This window comes from Tepidanaerobacter acetatoxydans Re1 (genome assembly GCF_000328765.2).
GTDB lineage: Bacteria > Bacillota > Thermosediminibacteria > Thermosediminibacterales > Tepidanaerobacteraceae > Tepidanaerobacter > Tepidanaerobacter acetatoxydans.
Genome location: NC_019954.2, coordinates 280,552 through 300,885, shown reverse-complemented (window position 1 = coordinate 300,885; position 20,334 = coordinate 280,552). Strand labels below are relative to the sequence as shown.

Annotated in this window: 17 protein-coding genes and 3 pseudogenes; 10 read left to right on the top strand and 10 right to left on the bottom strand. The window is 37.3% G+C overall.

The window, feature by feature from the left end:
* Nucleotides 1-50: 50 nt before the first annotated feature.
* Both TEPIRE1_RS01415 and TEPIRE1_RS01410 read right to left on the bottom strand, forming a co-directional pair.
* The gene (locus TEPIRE1_RS01415; RefSeq protein ID WP_013777410.1) at nt 51-659 is read right to left on the bottom strand and encodes a TetR/AcrR family transcriptional regulator; all 609 of its coding nucleotides are present in this window, start codon (nt 657-659) and stop codon (nt 51-53) included.
* A 196-nt stretch (nt 660-855) separates the two neighbouring features.
* Entirely contained in the window at nt 856-2,142 is a 1,287-nt protein-coding gene (locus TEPIRE1_RS01410; protein WP_015294852.1) for a VTT domain-containing protein, read from the bottom strand.
* A gap of 389 nt (nt 2,143-2,531) precedes the next feature.
* Here TEPIRE1_RS01410 and TEPIRE1_RS01405 point away from each other — a divergent pair, with 389 nt between their 5' ends.
* A complete protein-coding gene (locus TEPIRE1_RS01405; protein WP_013777408.1) occupies nt 2,532-3,371 on the top strand; it encodes a MerR family transcriptional regulator in 840 nt (279 codons plus the stop codon).
* A 136-nt stretch (nt 3,372-3,507) separates the two neighbouring features.
* Nucleotides 3,508-4,548, top strand: coding sequence for an NAD(P)H-dependent amine dehydrogenase family protein (locus tag TEPIRE1_RS01400; protein ID WP_013777407.1), 1,041 nt, complete (start codon nt 3,508-3,510; stop codon nt 4,546-4,548).
* A gap of 177 nt (nt 4,549-4,725) precedes the next feature.
* Here the strand turns inward: TEPIRE1_RS01400 and TEPIRE1_RS01395 are convergent, their stop codons facing one another.
* From TEPIRE1_RS01395 to TEPIRE1_RS14025, 4 genes and pseudogenes are all read right to left on the bottom strand, one after another.
* Nucleotides 4,726-5,244 (bottom strand): ferritin family protein, encoded by a 519-nt coding sequence (locus TEPIRE1_RS01395; RefSeq protein ID WP_231848305.1) that lies wholly within the window; start codon nt 5,242-5,244, stop codon nt 4,726-4,728.
* 70 nt (nt 5,245-5,314) lie between these two features.
* The gene (locus TEPIRE1_RS01390; RefSeq protein WP_013777405.1) at nt 5,315-5,977 is read right to left on the bottom strand and encodes a rhomboid family intramembrane serine protease; all 663 of its coding nucleotides are present in this window, start codon (nt 5,975-5,977) and stop codon (nt 5,315-5,317) included.
* A 646-nt stretch (nt 5,978-6,623) separates the two neighbouring features.
* Nucleotides 6,624-8,213, bottom strand: coding sequence for a DEAD/DEAH box helicase (locus TEPIRE1_RS01385; protein ID WP_013777404.1), 1,590 nt, complete (start codon nt 8,211-8,213; stop codon nt 6,624-6,626).
* Between the two features lie 111 nt (nt 8,214-8,324).
* Nucleotides 8,325-9,070, bottom strand: a pseudogene (locus TEPIRE1_RS14025) (transposase); the annotation flags it as partial.
* Between the two features lie 526 nt (nt 9,071-9,596).
* On the opposite strand from TEPIRE1_RS14025, the gene TEPIRE1_RS01375 reads away from it, so the two are divergent.
* The 7 genes from TEPIRE1_RS01375 (at nt 9,597) to TEPIRE1_RS01345 (ending at nt 15,019) form a co-directional block, all read left to right on the top strand.
* Nucleotides 9,597-10,553, top strand: coding sequence for a sugar-binding transcriptional regulator (locus tag TEPIRE1_RS01375; RefSeq protein ID WP_013777403.1), 957 nt, complete (start codon nt 9,597-9,599; stop codon nt 10,551-10,553).
* A gap of 26 nt (nt 10,554-10,579) precedes the next feature.
* Complete coding sequence (locus TEPIRE1_RS01370) at nt 10,580-10,984, top strand: PTS sugar transporter subunit IIA (RefSeq protein ID WP_013777402.1); 405 nt, start codon at nt 10,580-10,582, stop codon at nt 10,982-10,984.
* Nucleotides 10,984-11,460, top strand: a complete 477-nt coding sequence (locus TEPIRE1_RS01365; protein ID WP_013777401.1) for a PTS system mannose/fructose/N-acetylgalactosamine-transporter subunit IIB — start codon at nt 10,984-10,986, stop codon at nt 11,458-11,460. Before TEPIRE1_RS01370 ends, TEPIRE1_RS01365 begins: the two co-directional genes overlap by 1 nt.
* A 12-nt stretch (nt 11,461-11,472) precedes the next feature.
* The gene (locus tag TEPIRE1_RS01360) at nt 11,473-12,234 is read left to right on the top strand and encodes a PTS mannose/fructose/sorbose/N-acetylgalactosamine transporter subunit IIC (protein ID WP_013777400.1); all 762 of its coding nucleotides are present in this window, start codon (nt 11,473-11,475) and stop codon (nt 12,232-12,234) included.
* Entirely contained in the window at nt 12,227-13,054 is an 828-nt protein-coding gene (locus tag TEPIRE1_RS01355) for a PTS system mannose/fructose/sorbose family transporter subunit IID (protein ID WP_013777399.1), read from the top strand. Before TEPIRE1_RS01360 ends, TEPIRE1_RS01355 begins: the two co-directional genes overlap by 8 nt.
* Nucleotides 13,055-13,124: 70 nt before the next feature.
* Entirely contained in the window at nt 13,125-14,174 is a 1,050-nt protein-coding gene (locus TEPIRE1_RS01350; protein WP_013777398.1) for a zinc-dependent alcohol dehydrogenase, read from the top strand.
* Nucleotides 14,175-14,185: 11 nt separating this feature from the next.
* Entirely contained in the window at nt 14,186-15,019 is an 834-nt protein-coding gene (locus tag TEPIRE1_RS01345) for a class II fructose-bisphosphate aldolase (RefSeq protein ID WP_013777397.1), read from the top strand.
* Nucleotides 15,020-15,180: 161 nt separating this feature from the next.
* Here the strand turns inward: TEPIRE1_RS01345 and TEPIRE1_RS01340 are convergent.
* The 4 genes and pseudogenes from TEPIRE1_RS01340 to TEPIRE1_RS01320 form a co-directional block, all read right to left on the bottom strand.
* A pseudogene (locus TEPIRE1_RS01340) lies at nt 15,181-16,217 on the bottom strand (transposase); the annotation flags it as partial.
* A gap of 398 nt (nt 16,218-16,615) precedes the next feature.
* Nucleotides 16,616-17,707, bottom strand: coding sequence for a HigA family addiction module antitoxin (locus TEPIRE1_RS01335; protein ID WP_013777396.1), 1,092 nt, complete (start codon nt 17,705-17,707; stop codon nt 16,616-16,618).
* Nucleotides 17,676-18,023, bottom strand: coding sequence for a hypothetical protein (locus TEPIRE1_RS01330; RefSeq protein WP_013777395.1), 348 nt, complete (start codon nt 18,021-18,023; stop codon nt 17,676-17,678). The genes TEPIRE1_RS01335 and TEPIRE1_RS01330 overlap by 32 nt, the downstream gene beginning before the upstream one ends.
* 1,569 nt (nt 18,024-19,592) lie before the next feature.
* Nucleotides 19,593-19,808: a type II toxin-antitoxin system Phd/YefM family antitoxin gene (locus TEPIRE1_RS01320; protein WP_013777394.1), complete on the bottom strand. Its 216-nt coding sequence runs from the start codon at nt 19,806-19,808 to the stop codon at nt 19,593-19,595.
* A 239-nt stretch (nt 19,809-20,047) separates the two neighbouring features.
* On the opposite strand from TEPIRE1_RS01320, the pseudogene TEPIRE1_RS13300 reads away from it, so the two are divergent.
* Nucleotides 20,048-20,272 (top strand): annotated as a pseudogene (locus TEPIRE1_RS13300) (transposase); the annotation flags it as partial.
* Nucleotides 20,273-20,334: the final 62 nt, after the last annotated feature.

Genomic DNA, 20,334 nt, shown 5'->3' with positions numbered 1-20,334 from the left:
TTGAAGGCATAGTTTCAATACATAAATCTATGCCCCGGACGTTTTTGAATTCATGCTTCAACAACAAGTCCTTTTGCAACAATATCCACTAAAAACTCTATCATTTCTTCAAAAATACCATCATCAAAATCCTTTTTATGTAGTATAGGATAATACATAGATTGCAATACTGCTACAATCACTTCAGGCCTGTAGTTGTCAATAATGGCTCCCTCCCGCTGCCATTTTTCAATCAGCGGCAAAAAGTCACGCACAAACCGTTTGTTATATTCTTTCATTTTTTCCGGAGGAATTTTTCTTACTAAAAGATCCACTTCCTCCTCCAAAAACATTTGCTTAATTATTGGATTCGTATTTACGACATTTAAAACTTTTTTAAAAAAGGCTTTAAAATTCTTCCTGGTCAAACGCCCAAAACTCTTCTCCTGCTTTAAAAACTTCTCTTTAATAGCCTCTCCTTCGCTATCCATAACTTCTAAGTAGAGATCCTCTTTAGAATCAAAAAAGGTATAAAATGAACCTTGAGCAATACCCACTGCTTTCGTCAGGTCTTCTATACTCGTCTTTTTAAGCCCATATGTACCAAAAAGCTCTCGCCCGGCATTGATTAGCTCACTTCTAATAATCTCCTTCTCCCTGTCGGTAAACCCCCTCGCCATTACTTCACCCCTATATTATGAACTTATGAATATATACGGTATATATTCACCTTATTTTATCTTCATACTACATCTTTGTCAACATGGAAATCGGTTTAAGTTCCGTTAAAAAACATATTGATTGTAACTATTGATTAATATTATGACAAGCAAAAATACGCCTGAGGTCTTAAGCCTACGGCTAAGGCTAATACCTTTACTCGTAATATTCCAGAGCTTTGGTAGCTACGATACATACGGCAAGCCACAGTCCGCCCAGCAAAAATCCCGCCAACACGTCGCTTGGATAGCTTATACCGGCGTAAATCCTGCTAATGCTTACTATAGACATAAGGCAAATCCAAATACTTATAATGATAATTCTTTTAGCCCTGTCTTTCTTTCTTAAAAGTAAAAACGTTATATACCCAAGCAGTGCGGTAAATAGCACGATAAAGCCGCTGGGGAAGCTATAAGAAAAGAAATCCTTTGCATTTACTTCTGCCAGTATCCTCGGCCTTTTGTAAAATGATTTGAAGCCGTATTGCAGAAGAAAGCTGCCCAAAAATGTAACCAAAGTCATAGCAGGGTAAATATTTTTTTTGTAAAGAGTCTTAATATAAATCAAGCATAAAATTATCGCAATCATAAAAATTACAGGCTGCTGCATCTTATCAAGGATATATGCAATATTTGCTAATAAGCCTGAATTTATTCTACTTATAAAGTGCATTATACCTTTATCAAACCATTCCATCTCTTTTTCAAAAACCTCAGTTGCCAATTTAAAGAATAATATGCCGAAGATAGCTGCAGTGCTAAAACCTGCCGCCAAATATATTCCGAATTCACCATAATGAGCTAAAAAATCTTTTAGTTTTTGTTTTATTAAATACGATACGGTTTCTTCTTCCAATTTAAAGTTGATTTTAATACCGCTTTTTTTCATTAGAAAGTATATAAAGGCAGCAGCAGCCAGCAGCGCAAAGGAACCCGGACCTAAAAGCCTGTTTACGTAGATCATGGCATCTTCACCCATACTCAAGACTACTATTCCTTCTAGAAAGAACCTGGCACTTCTGCTAAGAATTGTTGCGATAAAGAATGTGGCAAAATTCATATGAAATACACCGGAAGCAATGGTAAATACTTTATAAGGGATGGGAGTAAACCCCGCCACTGCCACAGCCCAGCCGCCATAGCGAGAAAACATGGCTTCAATCTTTTTTAAATTTTTTTCCTTGACAAACCGAGACAGAATAGGCCTTCCTGCCTTTTTCCCAAGAAGATATCCAAAAATTCCGCCGAGGGTAGACGCCGCAGAAGTTATAAGTGCATAATATAAAGCTCTGCCCGGCGAAAAAAGAGCTAATGGCAGCAGCACTACATCAGGTGGTATAGGGAAAAAAGATGCTTCTGCAAAAGCTAAAATAAAAAGTCCCCATGCACCGTTTTGAATAAAAAAGTCCTTTGTACCTTCAATAAAATATAGAATACCTTCCATATCTGTCACCACTTTTTAAAGCTTTCCTGTAAAAGTTTATATAAACCAAAATAAAAATTGATTCTAATGCAGAAACCTTCTTTATCTACATTCGCTCATTATTACAAATAATAATAGCATGCAGATACTGCCAGGTCAAAACCGGCTTTTTACTTAGAATCAAAATTATATACCAAAAAGATAATATCATATTAAATAGTCCTTAACAACAAAGAGAGTTTACTATAGAGCAAAAAACATTAATTATCTATCTTGATACCGAAAATTACTTAAGCGAAAATGCGGCACTTTCCCATTCAGCTCAACATCTAACTTAAAACGTCGTTTTTGAGAATACTTTCTACAGAAAAGTTTTTATTATATAATAATCTATAAAAGGGGGTAGCAAAATGGATATGCTGACAATAGGCAAAATGGCAAAACTGAATAATATTTCTGAGCAAGCCCTGCGTTTATATGACAAGATGGGCCTTTTAAAGCCTGATTACGTGGATAAACAAACCGGGTACAGATACTATAATATAAAACAGTGCGCAAGACTTGATATGATTTCATATATGAAAGAGCTTGGAATGAGCTTAAAGCAAATAAAAGAACATCTTGACCGCCAAGATGTTGATGTGATACATGAAGTGTTGAAGCGTCAAAAAATTTTAATAGACGAAAACATTAAAAAATTAAAGCAAAAGCAGAAGGCAATCGTGCGTTCCATCGAAAACTACAGTCGCTACGCTGCCTCTCCTAGAGAAGGTGTGGTATCCATAGAACAACTGCCTCAACGAAAAATTTACTGTTATAGCTGCAGCATAAATATTTACGAACATGAACTGGATGCTTATGAATACATGCTAAGAGAGCTCAAGAGCCATATACTGCTACATGATTTGCCTATGATATATTTTTGCAATGTAGGTTCTATAATCCGTAAAGACGTCTTAGAAGAAGGAAAACTTGCATCAAATGAGATTTTGCTGTTTATCGATGACGATTTTGAAGCCAGTAATGGCGTAGAGGTAATTCCCGCAGGAACCTTCGCATGTATTTATTTTGACAGTTTTAGTTTTTACAAGGAAAAGAAATATGCGGGTATACTTCTTGAACATATCAAACAAAATAACTACAGAATAGTTGGCGATTATATATGTGAAGTAGTGGCTGAACTGCCCATTTTCAAGCAAAACGAGAGAAATATGTTTATAAGATTGCAGATTCCTATAGAATTTCGCTAAACTTTACCTCTGTATTTTATCCTATTTATTAAAAAGTTGAAAATCCTCACGAAATTTGATTGAACCCCTTGACTCTATACTTAGTATAAGGTTTATAATTAAAATAAACACGATATTATGAAAGGGGAATGTTCAAATGATGGAAAAAGTAAGGGTAATTCAATATGGCTGTGGTAAAATGGGTAAGGTCTTCTTGCGCTACCTCTATGAAAAAGGGGCGGAAATCGTAGGAGCAATTGATATGAATCCTGCCATAGTAGGTAAAGATGTAGGAGAGGTGGCGGGGCTCGGCTGCAAACTTAACGTGCCGGTTCGCTCCGATGCTGAAAAGGTCTTTGCCGAATGTGATGCCCATGTATGCATAATTGCAACCAGAAGTCTTGTTTCGGAAGTATACGAACCCTTCGAATTGGCAGCTCGCTATGGTGTCAACGCTATCAGCACTTGTGAAGAAGCTTTTTATCCCTGGAACACTTCTCCCGCCCTCATCAACAAATTAGACAGACTTGCCAAGGATAACAACTGCACTCTCACCGGTTCCGGCTACCAGGATGTATTTTGGGGAAATCTTATAACAACCCTTGCCGGAGCTACTCATAATATAACAAAGATTGAAGGTTCCTCCAGCTACAATGTTGAAGAATATGGCATTGCATTAGCCGAAGTACATGGTGCCGGACTTAGCCCGGAAGAATTTGAAGAAAAAATTGCAAAAAATGACTCCCTGCCATCTTACATGTGGAACGCCAATCAGTGGCTTTGTTCACAGCTGGGCTGGAGTATAAAATCCATGGAGCAAAAGTTAGTACCCTTATTCCACGATAAGGACATCTATTCTGAAACTTTGGGAAAGACTATAAAAGCCGGCTATGCTTTAGGAATGTCTGCAGTAGTTACCACAGTCACTAATCAAGGACCCATCCTTGAGACCCAATGCATTGGTAAGGTGTATCCAGAAGGCGAGGTTGACACTAATCTTTGGACAATCTATGGTGAACCAAATACTACACTCAAAATAGAGCAGCCTGCTACAGTTGAGCTGACATGTGCCACCATTGTCAACCGAATTCCGCAGCTCATTATGGCTCCTCCAGGCTTTTACACTACGGAAAAAATGCCTCCCGCCAAATATCTGGCATATCCCATGAACCTTTATATTGATGATTGCTGCTGGTAACTGAATCAAAAACTAATTAGATTTATTTTGCTATGCGCTTAAAAAAGATCAGGACTTTGGAAAGGCTATCCGGTATATAGGTTAAAAGTATAAAGCTTAAAGCCGAAATTTAAAAAAGAGGGCGCTGCCCTCTTTTTTACGTTAGAATAGCTTAGTAGTTGTTCACTACCGCTCATTTTAAGTATTCATCCAATTCCAGACCTTACTCTCTTCTTCAGCATACCAATCTTCAGTTCCTGTGAGAAAACGATAAACATTGTCCAAAGAAGTTAAATGCTCTTTTTCTTCTTCCATAAGTAGATGAAAAAACTCTTTTTCACGCTTATCTTTGGATTTTTCTGTAAATTCTTTATACATATTATATCCTTTTTTCTCCATTTCCATAGCCAGCTTGTACCCTTCAATATTATCCAGCGGAATATTCTTTTTCTCTTTATCTAGTTCATAGAATATCTTTTTAACTTCAGGTTCCAGCGAATATTTTTGTCTGGCAGTCGGCTCTACATTGCTGCCCTCTTGCATATTCTTGTATATTTCTTTAATTCTTTCAGCATGATCTTTTTCTTGTATCGCCAATGACTCAAAAAGTCTTTTGGCAAGAGGCTGATTTATTTCTTCGGAGATTTTTGTATAAAATTGATAGCCGTTTTCTTCAAACTTCAAAGCAGTTTTTAAGAAATCTTCCACAATATTCATCTCCTTATTTATTAATAGTTATCATTATATTTATTGATATTCTACACTCTTCGCCTATTTCCTCTATTTTTTATCTATATTTTTTATTATATACAAATTTTTTATATAGGACGGCCCCTGCAATAAATCCAAAGATATGAGCCCACCAGGCCACACCGCCTATTGTCCTGCCATAAATTCCTGACATAATGCCTGAGTTAAGCTGAGTCAGGAACCATATAAACAAAAAAATCTGAGCGTGCACACGTATTATAAACGGGAAAAACGGAATCAATGTTATGATTCTGGAATGCGGAAACATTAGAAAATAAGCTCCCATAACGCCTGCGATAGCCCCAGATGCACCTACTGTCGGTACATTTAAAAACGGATTAAAAATAAAATGGGCAAAGCCGGCTATAAGACCTGTTAAAATATAAAAAATAGAGAATCTAATCGGCCCCATCCTGTCTTCAACATTATCGCCAAACAGCCACAATGACCACATATTACTGACAAGGTGTGAAAAATTCCCGTGCAAAAACATGCTTGTAAACAATGGAATATAACTTTTTGGATCGCTCAGGCCTTCAAGTAATCTTGACGGTATAAAAGAATATGCAAGAATCATGTTTAATGCTTGTTCACTCGGCAATGTTATCTGATTAAAGAATATTATGATGTTTACAATAATTATAGATAAAGTTGCTATGGGTATTCTTCGGCTAGCCGCAGTATCTCTTAGCGGAATCATATCATCAGCCTGCTTTCCTTTGACTTTTTATTAAACACTTGCTCTCAGACAGCATTATCCTATTAATATAATGCTTGTTATGCTATCTTTCTTTTTAGTTTATATCAACGGTTCCTTTATATTTACTTGTGCCAGTGTTAAAACGCATCGCATATGGTGGATATTTATGATATGTAAAATTGTAGTACTAATTTATTATATACTATACTGAATTGTAAAGCTAACTTTTTCTTTTTAGAATTTCTAAATTTAGATTCTACCGTAGAAAGTTAATTTTAGCCCAGAAATATCAATATATTGTTTTAGATTTAATAAAAACGCTATACGTTGACCATCATTGGAGAAAACTGGTTTTTTACATTAAAATCAAATAATTTTAGTGCAAAAAATTCCTTTTCCCTTAATTCATAATCAGTACATAGCATACCTTATTATAGTCAAGAGCACTGCATTGACATTTCTAGGTCGAAATTAACTTCATGCATTAGAATCAATTTGTAAGTTTATGTGTTTAGATAACAGCAAAAAACACCAACCTCTATTTCGATTGGTGCTTTGGAAACCTCTAAAAAATTTCGGTTATTGCTTCCACTGCTTACTTGATAAAAAGTAGTTCAAAAAAGGGAAATCCTTTTTTTGAAATCACTTATTTCTTATTAGCTGGTTCTATATTTATTTTTTTACCCTTAATTTGATTATTCTTCATAGTATTGAGGACATCTACTGCATATTCTGCAGGTACCTCAACAAAGGTAAATTTATCATAGATATCAATACTGCCTATGAGTTTTCCCGGCATACCGGTTTCTCCGGCAATGGCCCCCACTATATCCTTTGCTCTTATCTTTTGATTTCTACCGATATTTATAAAGAGTCTAGCCATCCCCGAATCTCCTCCGGTGCTTTCTATATCCAATTCTGAGCTCTCAGGCTGTTCTTGTTCACCGTCCTTGCCAAGTACTATTTTTAGCAAGGCAGCAGCGAGATCCAAGGATGTATATTCCTCCTCCATAAGCCTTTCAATCCATTGATTATACTTGCCAAGGCCTCCATCGTCCACTACCTGCTTTACTTTCTCAAGAAGCAGATTTATTCGAGTTTCTTCTACATCAAGAAGCGACGGTATCTCTCGGCGAAGTATCTTGGTATTGGCATATCTTTGTATATCCTTTAATTTGTAAATATCTCTTCCTATTACAAAGGTAAAAGCTTTCCCGGACCTTCCTGCTCGGCCTGTCCGGCCTATTCTATGCACATAGTATTCATCGTTTTGCGGCACATCAAAGTTAACTACAACATCTACATCATCTACATCCAGCCCTCTGGCTGCAACATCTGTAGCTACCAGGATATCGATTGTACCATTTTTGAATTTGGTCATAACCCTGTCCCGTTGAGACTGTGACATGTCGCCGTGTAATCCGTCAGCAGAATATCCTCTGGCCTGCAGCTGCTCCATCAGCTCATCAACACGTTTCTTGGTGTTGCAAAACACTAGAGCTAAATTCGGATTATAAAAGTCAATTAGGCGTGATAAGGCTTCAACCTTATCTCTTTCCTTAACCTCAAAGTAGTACTGTTCAACGCTGGGAACCGTAAGCTCTTTATGCACTACTTTTATAAGTTGGGGATTATTCAGGTATCTTTCGGCAAGTTCTAAAATAGGTTTAGGTATAGTTGCGGAAAACATTAAAGTTTGTCTTGCCTTTGGGGTATCTTCCAGAATTTTTTCAATATCTTCCCTAAAACCCATGTCCAGCATTTCATCCGCTTCATCCAAAACTACTATCTTTGTATTTTGCAGTTTCAGCGTATGCCTTCTCATATGGTCCATAACTCTGCCGGGGGTTCCTATGATAATCTGAACACCCCTTTTTAAAGCGTGGATTTGCCTTTCTATTGGCTGACCACCATAAACAGGCAAAATCTTCATTCCTTCTTTATATTTAGAAAGGGCTTTTAGCTCTTCGGCCACCTGAATGGCCAGTTCCCTGGTTGGACAAAGGATAATCGCCTGCTGATTTTTGTCATCAGTGTCTATCATATCCAATATCGGCAACCCGAAAGCTGCAGTTTTACCTGTGCCGGTCTGAGCTTGGCCTATGACATCTCTTCCTTCGTAAATATAGGGAATTGCTTGGGACTGAATTGGTGTGGCTTCCTCAAAACCCATATCATTTATGGCTCTGAGCAGTTCCTTGGATAAATTTAGTTCTTCAAATTTCATTTGTGACATTAACATTTCCTCTCAATTTTTCTATACTGATTCTGCATGAAAAAATATCCTGCACACAGTCAGTATTTGCATTATATCAGTATATCATACATTATACAACTATTTTTTTTAAATAAACTCACCACTTTTTTTGCAGCATTTATCGTGTATGGGGCATGCCTTACACTGATTTATTTCAAAGTAGTATTTGTTGTAGGTTTCTTTTTTATCTTTCTTAGATTTAAAATGCCTCTTTTTTTCTGTTATGTTGCCCTGGCTGCACTGCCACTGGTCACAGTCTTTGTTATATGTAAATTCACTTTCATCGATTCTATAGACTGATTCGCTTACAGGTATATAGGCTTTTGCATTTATTTCTTTTATATCATCTAATATGGGTTTTATAAAATACGCTTTATCTGCATAAACTTCATCAATTCTTATGCCGGCTTTTTTTGTTTGTTCAAGCATTTCTTTTGTGTGGTTTCCATCGGTATATGCTCCGTTTGCTGTTCTTACGCAAGTGATGATGCGTTCATCTGTTGTCATGGCAAATTCGGTTTTATAGCCGACTCTTGCATCTTCGTCTATTAGTGAACGCACGCCTTTTTGATTGATAAACTTAGGATCGTCTAATATTTCCTTAGCTTTGTTTATGGCTTCCTTGGTCTTTTGCTTGTTTGCGGATATGTTTTCGCTTACTTTATCTATTACAGTTTCTATAAGTATTCTTTCATTTCTGCCTTAGCCTCTTTATGATCTTCAATTTCCTTGTAGGCCGGTGCTTCAGGCATATCTTCTAAGGTTTTTCCTGTTTCCTCTGTATATGTTTTAATGATCTTTTTTCCTAAATGTTTCATTAACCGTTCAGGGGTTTTTGTACCTTAAGGCTAGATATTCCAAGGCTTTTAATCATTTTTTTTGTGTTTAGTTTTAGAATTCGATTTTTTTTTATGGGGACTTTTTTCAGTGGTTTCGGACGGTTCGGCAACAGTGAAAAAGAAGTAAGCGGAATAAACGGGGACGGTTCCGTGCATCACGAGGCACACAGCATATAGCAGGTGCGAATCCTGCATGGTGAGGACTAACCATCCGCCATTACCTAGTCTTGGAGCCGATGGGCAACCTAAGGTTTAAATGAGTGATATTTAGCAGATAAGACTTGTGCTTGCTACAGCAGAGCCAGAATAAAGCAGAAAACCGGTCCTTTATGCAAGGACAGGTTTTTTTATTTTCAGCGAAATGTTCAAGCCTGAAATCTCAATGTAAGGACTTTTAAAACATTAAGAACTTTTGTACATCTTATTCTAAAATGGTTGACTTGATATTAACGATGATGTACTATTTATATAGAGAACAAATGTTAAGCACATATGTACATAAGCTAAAAGGAGTTGCGGTAATATGCTGGACAAGACAGATTATACAATGCTTTATCGTGTTGCTAAATACTATTACAAGGATAATCTATCACAAAGTGAAATAGCACAGATAGAACATGTATCGCGCCCTCATATTTCAAGATTACTCGATAAAGCTCGTGAATTTGGAATAGTTCAAATAAAAGTCGTTCCACCTGATGAATTACAGGTTTCGAAAATTGGAAAGACGCTACAGAAAGAGCTTGGGTTAAATAAGGTGATCATGGCTCCAATACCGGCAGCAATCAGCCAAGATAGTAAAAAGCTTTCTATAAGTATAGCTACCATTGCTGCCAGAAATCTTCCTGACATGATTAAAGATTGCAGCAAAGTGGGAATAGGATGGGGCTTTACAATGTATCAGACTTCACTACAGCTTGCCTATTGTGACAGCTGTAAAAATGTAACATTCATTCCCTTGATAGGCCTCTCAGGTGTAGACAATCCATATCTTCAGATCAATGCAATCTTAGATCGCTTTGCAGAAAAATTTGATGCAGATAGTTTCTATACCAATATTCCCGCAGTCAGAGAAAACGATAGTGAATTACCTCAGATTGAAAAAGAACGCTATGCTCAACTTCAACAATATTGGAATAAACTTGATGCTGCCATTATAGGGTTAGGAGTTCCTCCAAATGTTGGTAAATTCCTTATAAGTGAGGTGTCTAGTGAATATAAGGAAATGATGGCTAATAGCAATACAATTGGAGATATATTATGTCAGTTCTTTTACCCAGATGGCTCAGTAATTGATTTTAAATCACATTATGAACAATTCTCTTTTCCAATTCACAAACTCAGAGATATTAAAAAAGTAATATGTTTGGCAGGAGGGCCCGCTAAGGTGGACGGAATTATTACAGCAGCCCGGAACGGCTTTTATAACATACTTGTAACTGACAGCATAACAGCAAATCTGATTTTGAAACGGTTATAGAATTTATATAGGGGGGATGTGATTTGATGGTAGAAATTATAATGGTTTCTCATGGAGATTATGCCAAGTCTATGTTAGAAAGTGCTCAAATGATTGTAGGGGAGCAGGACCATGTTCATACATTTGGCTTACATTTAGGTGACGATGTAGATGAGCTGCGGGAACAACTAACAGAGGCTATCGAAAAGGCACAGAGAAACGGTGAGCTTCTGGTTCTAACGGATATGTTTTCTGGAAGCCCGTTTAACATTACATATTCATTGATGCAGTATTATTCGTTTCGCCACATTACAGGTGTAAATTTGCCATTATTATTGGAAATATTGACATCCCGAGAATCTGTCGGTGTGGATGAGTTATGTAAAATGATTTTAGATAAGGGAAAAGAAACGATAATTGATGTAAATAAATTTTTAGAGGAGATGAATTAGTGAGAAATATTGTTTTAGTCAGAATAGATGATCGTCTTATTCATGGGCAAGTAGTAACTTCTTGGGTAAAGCAGACAAATGCAAATCGAATTATTATTGTTGATGACACACTCACAAAAGATGTATTTATGAAAAGATTGCTTAAAGCCGCTGCACCATCGGGAATTTCCGTTAATATATTTACCACTGAAGATGCCGTGCAGTTCTTAAAACAAGATCCAGATGCCGGAGAAAATATCATTATTCTTGCAAAAGTTCCTGAAGTCATAGAAGCGTTAATCGACGGCGGAGTTGTATTGAACAAAGTTATTCTTGGCGGAATGGGTGCAAAGAAAGGGAGGAGTAGGTTTAATAAAAACGTATCCGCCAGTTCAGAGGAGGTGGAATGCATAAGGCGTATACTTGAAAAAGGCGTACCGATGTATTACCAGATGGTTCCTAGTGAGAAAGCGGTTGATGTAAAAAAAATAATATAGGGGAGGGCAATCATGAGTGTTCTTCAGTCTTTTTTAGTAGCACTTGTCTATTACTTAGCAAATAGCCCATGGCCTTTTGGAGGTATGGGAAACTATGCAATACTATATCGCCCTTTAGTTAACGGATTTGTTGTTGGACTGATTTTAGGTGACCCTGTAAAAGGTACGATAATCGGTGCAACTATTAACCTCATGTATATTGGATTTATCAGTGCAGGCGGTTCAATGCCAAGTGATATGTCACTTGCAGGTATATTGGGTACGGCTCTGGCCATTACAGGGGGTATGGATGTAAATACAGCTGTAGCAATTGCAGTACCTTTAGGATTGCTTGGCTCTATTGTTTGGGTTGGCCGTATGACAATCAACACCGCATTTGTTCCTTTGGCCGAAAAATATGCGGACGAAGGTAAACCGGAAAAGGTCTGGATAGTGAACGTCTTGCTACCCCAAGCACTGCTATTTGTCATGACCTTTATACCGTGCTTTTTAGCGGTTTATTTTGGCGGTACATATATACAGGATGCAATTAATGCTTTAGGCGGAGAAACCCTCAGAATTCTGAGCATTATTGGCGGTATGTTGCCGGCAGTCGGAATTGGAATGATCTTGCTGACTATTTTCAAAGGTGAAGCAAAAGTTTTCTTTTTCCTGGGATTTCTATTGGCTGCCTACTTTAAAGTTGCTATATTACCGTTATGCCTAATCTCTCTTTGTGTAACTATTATTTATATGCAACTTAAAGAAAAAGGAGGTGCTACCAATAATGGATAATGAAGAACAATATTTGTTAAAAAAGAAGGACTTAAGAACAGCGTGGCTTAATTGGATGTACTATTTCCAATCGTGCTACAATTATGAGCGCATGCAGGGCATTGGTTTCCTACATTCAATGTCACCGATCATAAAGCGGCTTTACGATAATGACCCTGAAGAAAGAAAAAATGCAATGCGGCGTCATACACAATTCTTTAATACGGAAAATGCCTTAGGTTCGGCAGTTATAGGCCTTACGGCAGCCATGGAAGAGCAAAAGAAGAAGGGTGCAGAATTGGATGATGAAGCATTTACTGCCATTAAAACCGGATTGATGGGGCCATTAGCCGGTGTCGGAGACCCACTGTGGCAGGGTGTTGTTATACCACTGCTGTTAGTTTTCTTTACAGGCCTTGCCATAGAAGGTAACGTTATTGCACCTATTTTTTACTCAGGCATTTTCTTTGCATTGTATTATGGTGTTGGATATTGGTTGCTGAATCTTGGATACTACAAAGGCAGTGAAACTATATTAGATTTGATGGAAAGCGGAGTCATCAATAAAGTTATTACTGGGGCTGGAATTCTTGGCAATGCAGTCATTGGCGGACTTGTGGCAAATTACGTTTCGGTAAGTACCGCTATTCGGTTTGAGCAGGCTGAAGGCCAGATTTTTGATTTACAAACCTCACTGTTTGACCAAATAATGCCTGGCATGCTGCCACTGGCATTAACGATGTCATGCTACTTTTTGCTAAAAAAAGGAGTTTCCTCAGTGAAAGTTATTCTTATTATTGCAGCAGTAGGTGTTATTGGCGGGTTGACAGGTATTTTGTAACATTTGACAAATGTGGTGCTGAAAACTCAGCACCACATATAGAATATAATTTACTTGAAAGGACATAAAAATGAGTGAAAAAATGAAAGCAGTTGCGATTGTTGAAAAGAAAAAAGTTGAGCTTATCAATCTAACTAAGCCAATGCCTAAATCAAATCAGGTTCTCATCAAAATCAAGGCTTGTGCTTTATGCACGCATGAGCAAAGAGTATACTTAGGTATTTCAAAAATGCCGTTGCCATTTATAGGGGGACATGAAATCGCAGGTAAAATCGTACAAATCGGCAGGGATGTTGATACCCAAAAATACAAGATTGGTTCAAAGGTTGCTGTAAGAATCTTATATAAATGCGGGTCATGCTATTATTGCCGCCATGGCAAAGAAAATCTCTGTGTTGAAACAAATACACTTTTAGTGAATGAACAGGGGATATCGGGCATTGGAGGTTTAAGCGAGTATGTTGTTGTAGATACCTCGCAAATATGGGTATTGCCTGATGACATTTCATTAGAGAAAGCCACATTAGCTGAGCCTGTGGCTTGCGTGGTAAACAGCTTTGAAAAGGGAAATCCGGGATTAGGTGATGATGTGGTCATCATCGGTGGCGGTATCATGGGTATGCTGCATTTGCTTTGTGCAAAGCTGCGGGGTACTCGTGTCATAATGCTGGAACCCGTCCAAGAGCGCAGAAAATTAGCACACGAATTAGGCTGCGATATTACAATAGACCCTATGCATACAGACCCGATACGAGCGGTAAGAAATCTGACTGATGGAAGAGGGGCTGAAGTTGTGTTTAATACAACACCGATTTCAGCAGTGGCTGAGCAGGCAGTGCAATTAACAGGAAGTATGGGGCGGTGTATTATGTTTAGCTCCCAACATCCGGATAAACCTATCAATATAAGTCCAAATTGGCTTCACTATTCGGAAACAGTTATCACAGGAGCTGTAAGTCCCAGTGTGCGTTCTTTTGATGCTTCTGTTAATTTATTGACAAAAAATCTTATCAATCCGGAAAAGCTCATATCAGGAGTATTTGATTATACAGAGGCTGGCAAAGCATTTGAAGAAGCTATTAAGCCTGATACGTTCCGTATTATTGTCAAATTTGATTAAGGGGGATAAAAATGTTAGTAAGAATAACAGAAATGTTAAAGTATGCCAAAAAAGAAGGTTATGCAGTACCAGCCTTAGCTGCAGTTGATGAATTGACGAGCCGAGCCGCCATAGAAGCTGCCGAACGGATGAAGTCCCCTGTAATTCTCCTTTGCATGGAAAACGGCAACAAAGATTTGTGTTATTTTGGGAAGATGATTAATGACTTTGCCATTAGAGCCCAAATTCCGGTAGCATTGGTTTATGATCATACTACGAGTTTTGAATCTGCTATCAAAGGTATCAGAGCTGGCTTTAATTGCATCATGGTAGACCGTTCACAGATTCCTTATAAAGAAAATGTTGCTCAGGTTAAAGAACTTGTCAGAATTGCTCATGCTGCAAATGTAGAGGTTGAGAGTGAATTAGGGCATGTTGGCATGGAGGGTAGTGATGCACAAGACAGTGAATGTGCTCTTACTGTACCTGATGAGGCATTAAAATTTGTTGAGGAAACCGATGTGGACTGTTTAGCAGTTGCTATAGGAACATCTCATGGTGTATATAAAGGTAAACCTAAATTGCGCTTTGATTTATTGGAAAAAATAGCACAGAAAGTCACAGTTCCTTTAGTGCTTCATGGAGGCTCAGGCACCGGAGACGAAAATCTTGCTAAAACGTGTAGAAAGGGTATCTGCAAAGTCAATATAGTAAATGATTTATATCGAAGTGCATATAATGCATTGATATCAGATGGAATGGAAGGCAACAGAATATATAATCTGTTTCCGGTATTATCCAAAGGCTATATAGAAACAGCGATGCATTTTATGAAAGTTTTAGGGAGTGCGGGGAAAGCCATTTAACAATATCAATAGACAAATAAAGTAAAATTGCTATTAGCCTGGGATGATAAATTTAGAATTTCTCCAGGCTCTTTATTTGCCAAAAAATAAATGAATAAATTTGGACGGTTCCGAGACCACTGAAAAACTAGCCTTTTTTATCCTGGTTTCATCAAAAAATATCAAAAACCAAAACTTGCTTTGGAAAATATGGGTTTTTTTAAAAAACAAAATAAAAAAGAGGATACTATTGCTGCTATCCTCTTTATATTTACCGCTATTGCGGCTAGTTTCGATTGTATAGACACGCTTAACAGACCGTATCCCCTTGCTCGATACAGTCCGTGAAATCGTTTAAGTTCGGCATTTTTGCCTTCAATAGAAGCCCTCTTTTTGTATTTTTCCTTAAACTCCTGGGTTTTTTGGTACTGCGATATTTCATAAAACTCTGGTGTGTTTAAACCTACATTAAGAATTTTACGCGAGCTTTTTTTGCAGCATTTATCGTGTATGGGGCATGCCTTGCACTGATTTATTTCAAAGTAGTATTTGTTGTAGGTTTCTTTTTTATCTTTCTTAGATTTAAAATGCCTCTTTTTTTCTGTTATGTTGCCCTGGCTGCACTGCCACTGGTCACAGTCTTTGTTATATGTAAATTCACTTTCATCGATTCTATAGACTGATTCGCTTACAGGTATATAGGCTTTTGCATTTATTTCTTTTATATCATCTAATATGGGTTTTCTAAAATACGCTTTATCTGCATAAACTTCATCAATTCTTATGCCGGCTTTTTTTGTTTGTTCAAGCATTTCTTTTGTGTGGTTTCCATCGGTATATGCTCCGTTTGCTGTTCTTACGCAAGTGATGATGCGTTCATCTGTTGTCATGGCAAATTCGGTTTTATAGCCGACTCTTGCATCTTCGTCTATTAGTGAACGCACGCCTTTTTGATTGATAAACTTAGGATCGTCTAATATTTCCTTAGCTTTGTTTATGGCTTCCTTGGTCTTTTGCTTGTTTGCGGATATGTTTTCGCTTACTTTATCTATTACAGTTTCTATAAGTATTCTTTCATTTCTGCCTTAGCCTCTTTATGATCTTCAATTTCTTTGTAGGCCGGTGCTTCAGGCATATCTTCTAAGGTTTTTCCTGTTTCTTCTGTATATGTTTTAATGATCTTTTTTCCTAAATGTTTCATTAACCGTTCAGGGGTTTTTGTACCTTAAGGCTAGATATTCCAAGGCTTTTAATCATTTTTTTGTGTTTAGTTTTAGAATTCGATTTTTTTTTATGGGGACTTTTTCAGTGGTCTCGAACCGTCCCCTTGTGTTACTTTCCCCTGTGTTACTGTTACTGTGTTACAAATTCGTATTTTTGCGAGGGGCATAGAAAATTTAATTGCATTTTCCGTGGCAAGTGCAGACCAAAAATATTGAACCATTTTTTCAGTGCCTAAGCTATTCATTCTTGCTATTGTAAGGTTTACACCACTTCTTATTTCAAAAGGTACATTTGGCGAATTCAAAAATTGGGTCAAACACTTTTTCGTGAAGATATTGCATTAATCCTTGTTCTTTTGTCACCTTTCCCTCCCCCTAATTCTGTCAAAGTTGTTTAACCTTCCTCCATTACATATTTTACCTTTTCCCCCCGGTATTGATAGTACCTAACGTGCCCATCTTTTTGTAACCTACCGATTAAAACATAGGTTGGGATATTCTGTTCAACTGAAAACCTTTTAATAGAAGGCAGCGAAAAATCTCCTTTTTCTATAAAAGCACTATATCCTTCCGCTTCAATCAAAATGTTCTCGGCAAATTTATTAGCCCTATCCTCTGCCTCATTTTTTATAAATTCATAGTCAATCAATTTATCTTCGATATCCCCGTGAATGATATGCCCGATTTCGTGAAAAAACGTGAACCAGAAAATATCAGCAAACTTACGTCTTGTAGTCATGAGCAGACTTAAGGTGCCATCACTGTTCTTTTTAATCACACCTTGCACGGGAGCACCTCGAAAATGCTTGACAATGGAAAACCTGATTCCGCATTCAGCCAAATAGGATTTTAGCCGGGGTTGAATCTTAACCACATCTTCAAACATTAACTCTTTTATTGGAGGAATTTTCTCTTTTAGTTTGCTAACATCCAACTTCTGCTCAATTTGCTGATTATCTGTTATCAAGTCACACATTCTAAGCCATGTAAACAAAACATACGGATCCACCTTGGTTTCCGTTGCCAGACGGTAAGCCCCAGCTTGTGAAAGCTCCGGTATCCGTATCAAGCTACTGACATTTAAGAACTTCCTCAGCTGAATGACAAGCATCGGCCCCTGTAATTTTTGTTCCAATAGCCCTATTTGTTTAAGGTGTTTTATAATACCATTTAAGTGCTTAAGAATCCGAAACTCCTCATCTGAAATCTTATTAACATCCTCAAAATCAGCCAACTCTTTATCATAGTTGCCCTGTAAATTAATCCAAAAACTAGCATCAATATCTAAGGCATATTCCAGTTTTTTGGCATAACTAACCGAGATGTCTTTTTGGCAATTAACCACACTACTAACATGTGATTCTGTTACGCCAGTTCTTAAAGCCAATTCTTTCTGACTCATCCCCCGATCCTCAAGAATTTCTTTTAAAGTCTCGCCGGGATGAATAATAAATTCACGGGATAAGCCACTCATGTTTTTGGCCATGATAATCCATCACCCCCTTTATGATTACTGAATCGCATTTTTTTAAAGAAGCGGGGTCTAAATTTTCCGCATCTGGTTCGACAACAAGTCTAACATTACCGGTAATACTAATCCAATAACACCCTTTTAAATTACCATATAGTGGGTGGGGTTTCCCAAGACCTGTGCTAAGATAAATGCTAAAATTAACTGCCGCCTTTAATTGATCGTGTCGCTTTTTAGTAGTCCTAGTTAAATCTTTCCCTATTTTCCTATTCATTAAATTAAAATCGTTGAAGTGTTTTTCCACTGATGGGTTTTCATATTCTAATTTCACACCTCACATCCCACCTATCTTAATCTTTTGGTTAACTTAACCGATTGGTTAATTATATTGTAGCCTAGTTGCGATTTTTTTTCAAGGGAATTTCAAAATAAATTATAAAATCAACAGCCCCCGTTCATCATAGACCGACTTATCGCTTACCCATTCAAAATTCATGAGGTGGTGTCAAAAGTGCTAATGACCTAAAAACTTTATCAACTCGCTTTCGCGAGTATTTAAGCCTTTACCTTCCCTTAATCCTGTCTACTAATTTTTTTGCTTTAAGTGCCAATGCTATGCCCATTATTGAAAAAAGAAAGTATCTTGATTATAGACAGTTATTAGGTAAGTATCGAACGTGGTAAGCCTTAAAGTCTGTTAATAGATAGAAGGAGTAAGTATCTTCCAACACCTTATATCATATGCCCTATTTGTAACGCTCCCTATGAGTATATCTATGATAACGCCGGCGGTAGGGGGCAGCTTAGCTGTAAGGTGTGTAAATCTACTTTCTATCCTGATAAGGCTTATTTGGAAAAGCTTACGCTTAAATGCCCGCATTGTAGTAAAGCTCTTTGCAAAAAGCGTGATCGTAAGCAGTTCTTTGTTTATACATGTGTTAATAGGTGCTGCCCTTTTTATGTCCGTAATCTAACTTCTATATCAAAGGATGAGAAGACCGATTTTGATAAGAATCCTTATAAATACAAGCTGCATTATTACTATAGGGTATTTGATATTAAATTGGAGTCTCTTAAGGCGGACACTTGTATTCCTTTTGCTGTTGATCTTTCTCGTATTAGAAATGCGGGGTATGTGCTGGGCTTTGTTCTTACTTATCATATTAATTATGGCCTTAGTACCTGTTAGACGGCTTCTATCCTTTAGGATATACATAATATAAAGTTTCTCACCAGACTGCTTCTAATTATGCTGTTTCTGCCGCTAGGGCGATTAAGCCTTTTGTTGATGATTATCCTTATGAGCTTTCTAGTTCTGTAGCGGTTTGTGGTGATAAAACTTATATTAAGATTTTAGGTAAAAAGCACTATGTGTTTTTTATGATGGATGCTGTCAAGAAAATTATTACTTCCTATCCCATTTTTTAAATAGGGATGGTGTTGCAGCCATTAAGGCTATTTATTCTACTTTGTCTAAGTTCAAGAAACTACCTGAGGACCTGACTCTTGTTTTTGATGGTAATCCTATTTATGTTTTAGCTCAGCACTTTTTTGCGCAGCATGGTATTTATTTTGATGTTAAGCAGGTTATTGGTTTAACTATATGCCGTCCAAATGGTTAAGGTTGCTTAGGCTTTCTTATGGTCATTTGGAGAATCTGCAAAGGTCGGCATAAGTAATGGGTTATCGGTTTGTATAGTTGAATATGGCTTCTGTTGGCTTCTTCTGTTATGCCTTTTTTGGTACTTTTATGTGCTTAGGAAGGAAACATTTGCTATTTGATCTCATTCCAGCACATTTTTTATTTGTCTGTTTGGTTTTCAGGGTTCAAGTTATGTTTTTTGCTTCATGAGCTTGAATTATCATTTTTTCATTATTTGTTTGACGCTTGACGCTACCCCTATAATTTTGCAAACCTTCTAATTCCCGCCTTCAAGAGCCTTTCATATCGATCGTTGGACATCAATATAGCAACAGGCTTCCCGTTTTTTAATACAAAAGCAATCTTTTCATCTTCTGACAATCTAGTGATTAACTTCGAAGATTGTCCCTGCAAAAAATCCGACATATTATAAAATTCCATAGGCTGTGTTTGCACTCTATCTTCAATCTCCATATCAGCACCTGCTTTTTCTTTTCATTTTATCATATTAACATATATATTAATAAAACCTTATTTCCTACCTGTAATGTAATTACTTTATTTGCAGCCTTGATTACACCTTCGCATAAAAAACGCCCCGTGAGAGAGCGCTTAATTGCTTGCTTTCCCACGGGGCGTGTTAGGTTCTTTACTGCAACGGCTTAGAAGGTCGACTTACAACACAACAGTACAACACAACAGAACCGTCCCCCTGTGTTACCTCCAAAAAGAGGGCTTCTATTGAAGGCAAAAATGCCGAACTTAAACGATTTCACGGGCTGTATCGAGCAAGGGGATACGGTCTGTTAAGCGTGTCTATACAATCGAAACTAGCCGCAATAGCGGTAAATATAAAGAGGATAGCAGCAATAGTATCCTCTTTTTTATTTTGTTTTTTAAAAAAACCCATATTTTCCAAAGCAAATTTTGGTTTTTGATATTTTTTGATGAAACCGGGATAAAAAAGGCTAGTTTTTCAGTGGTCTCGAACCGTCCCCCT

What these genes read in the sequence shown, in the direction of transcription:
- TEPIRE1_RS01415 (WP_013777410.1), bottom strand. Translation starts at nt 659, where the DNA reads ATGGCGAGGGGGTTTACCGACAGGGAGAAGGAGATTATTAGAAGTGAG.
- TEPIRE1_RS01410 (WP_015294852.1), bottom strand. Translation starts at nt 2,142, where the DNA reads ATGGAAGGTATTCTATATTTTATTGAAGGTACAAAGGACTTTTTTATT.
- TEPIRE1_RS01405 (WP_013777408.1), top strand. Translation starts at nt 2,532, where the DNA reads ATGGATATGCTGACAATAGGCAAAATGGCAAAACTGAATAATATTTCT.
- TEPIRE1_RS01400 (WP_013777407.1), top strand. Translation starts at nt 3,508, where the DNA reads ATGATGGAAAAAGTAAGGGTAATTCAATATGGCTGTGGTAAAATGGGT.
- TEPIRE1_RS01395 (WP_231848305.1), bottom strand. Translation starts at nt 5,244, where the DNA reads ATGAATATTGTGGAAGATTTCTTAAAAACTGCTTTGAAGTTTGAAGAA.
- TEPIRE1_RS01390 (WP_013777405.1), bottom strand. Translation starts at nt 5,977, where the DNA reads ATGATTCCGCTAAGAGATACTGCGGCTAGCCGAAGAATACCCATAGCA.
- TEPIRE1_RS01385 (WP_013777404.1), bottom strand. Translation starts at nt 8,213, where the DNA reads ATGTCACAAATGAAATTTGAAGAACTAAATTTATCCAAGGAACTGCTC.
- TEPIRE1_RS01375 (WP_013777403.1), top strand. Translation starts at nt 9,597, where the DNA reads ATGCTGGACAAGACAGATTATACAATGCTTTATCGTGTTGCTAAATAC.
- TEPIRE1_RS01370 (WP_013777402.1), top strand. Translation starts at nt 10,580, where the DNA reads ATGGTAGAAATTATAATGGTTTCTCATGGAGATTATGCCAAGTCTATG.
- TEPIRE1_RS01360 (WP_013777400.1), top strand. Translation starts at nt 11,473, where the DNA reads ATGAGTGTTCTTCAGTCTTTTTTAGTAGCACTTGTCTATTACTTAGCA.
- TEPIRE1_RS01355 (WP_013777399.1), top strand. Translation starts at nt 12,227, where the DNA reads ATGGATAATGAAGAACAATATTTGTTAAAAAAGAAGGACTTAAGAACA.
- TEPIRE1_RS01350 (WP_013777398.1), top strand. Translation starts at nt 13,125, where the DNA reads ATGAGTGAAAAAATGAAAGCAGTTGCGATTGTTGAAAAGAAAAAAGTT.
- TEPIRE1_RS01345 (WP_013777397.1), top strand. Translation starts at nt 14,186, where the DNA reads ATGTTAGTAAGAATAACAGAAATGTTAAAGTATGCCAAAAAAGAAGGT.
- TEPIRE1_RS01335 (WP_013777396.1), bottom strand. Translation starts at nt 17,707, where the DNA reads ATGGCCAAAAACATGAGTGGCTTATCCCGTGAATTTATTATTCATCCC.
- TEPIRE1_RS01320 (WP_013777394.1), bottom strand. Translation starts at nt 19,808, where the DNA reads ATGGAGATTGAAGATAGAGTGCAAACACAGCCTATGGAATTTTATAAT.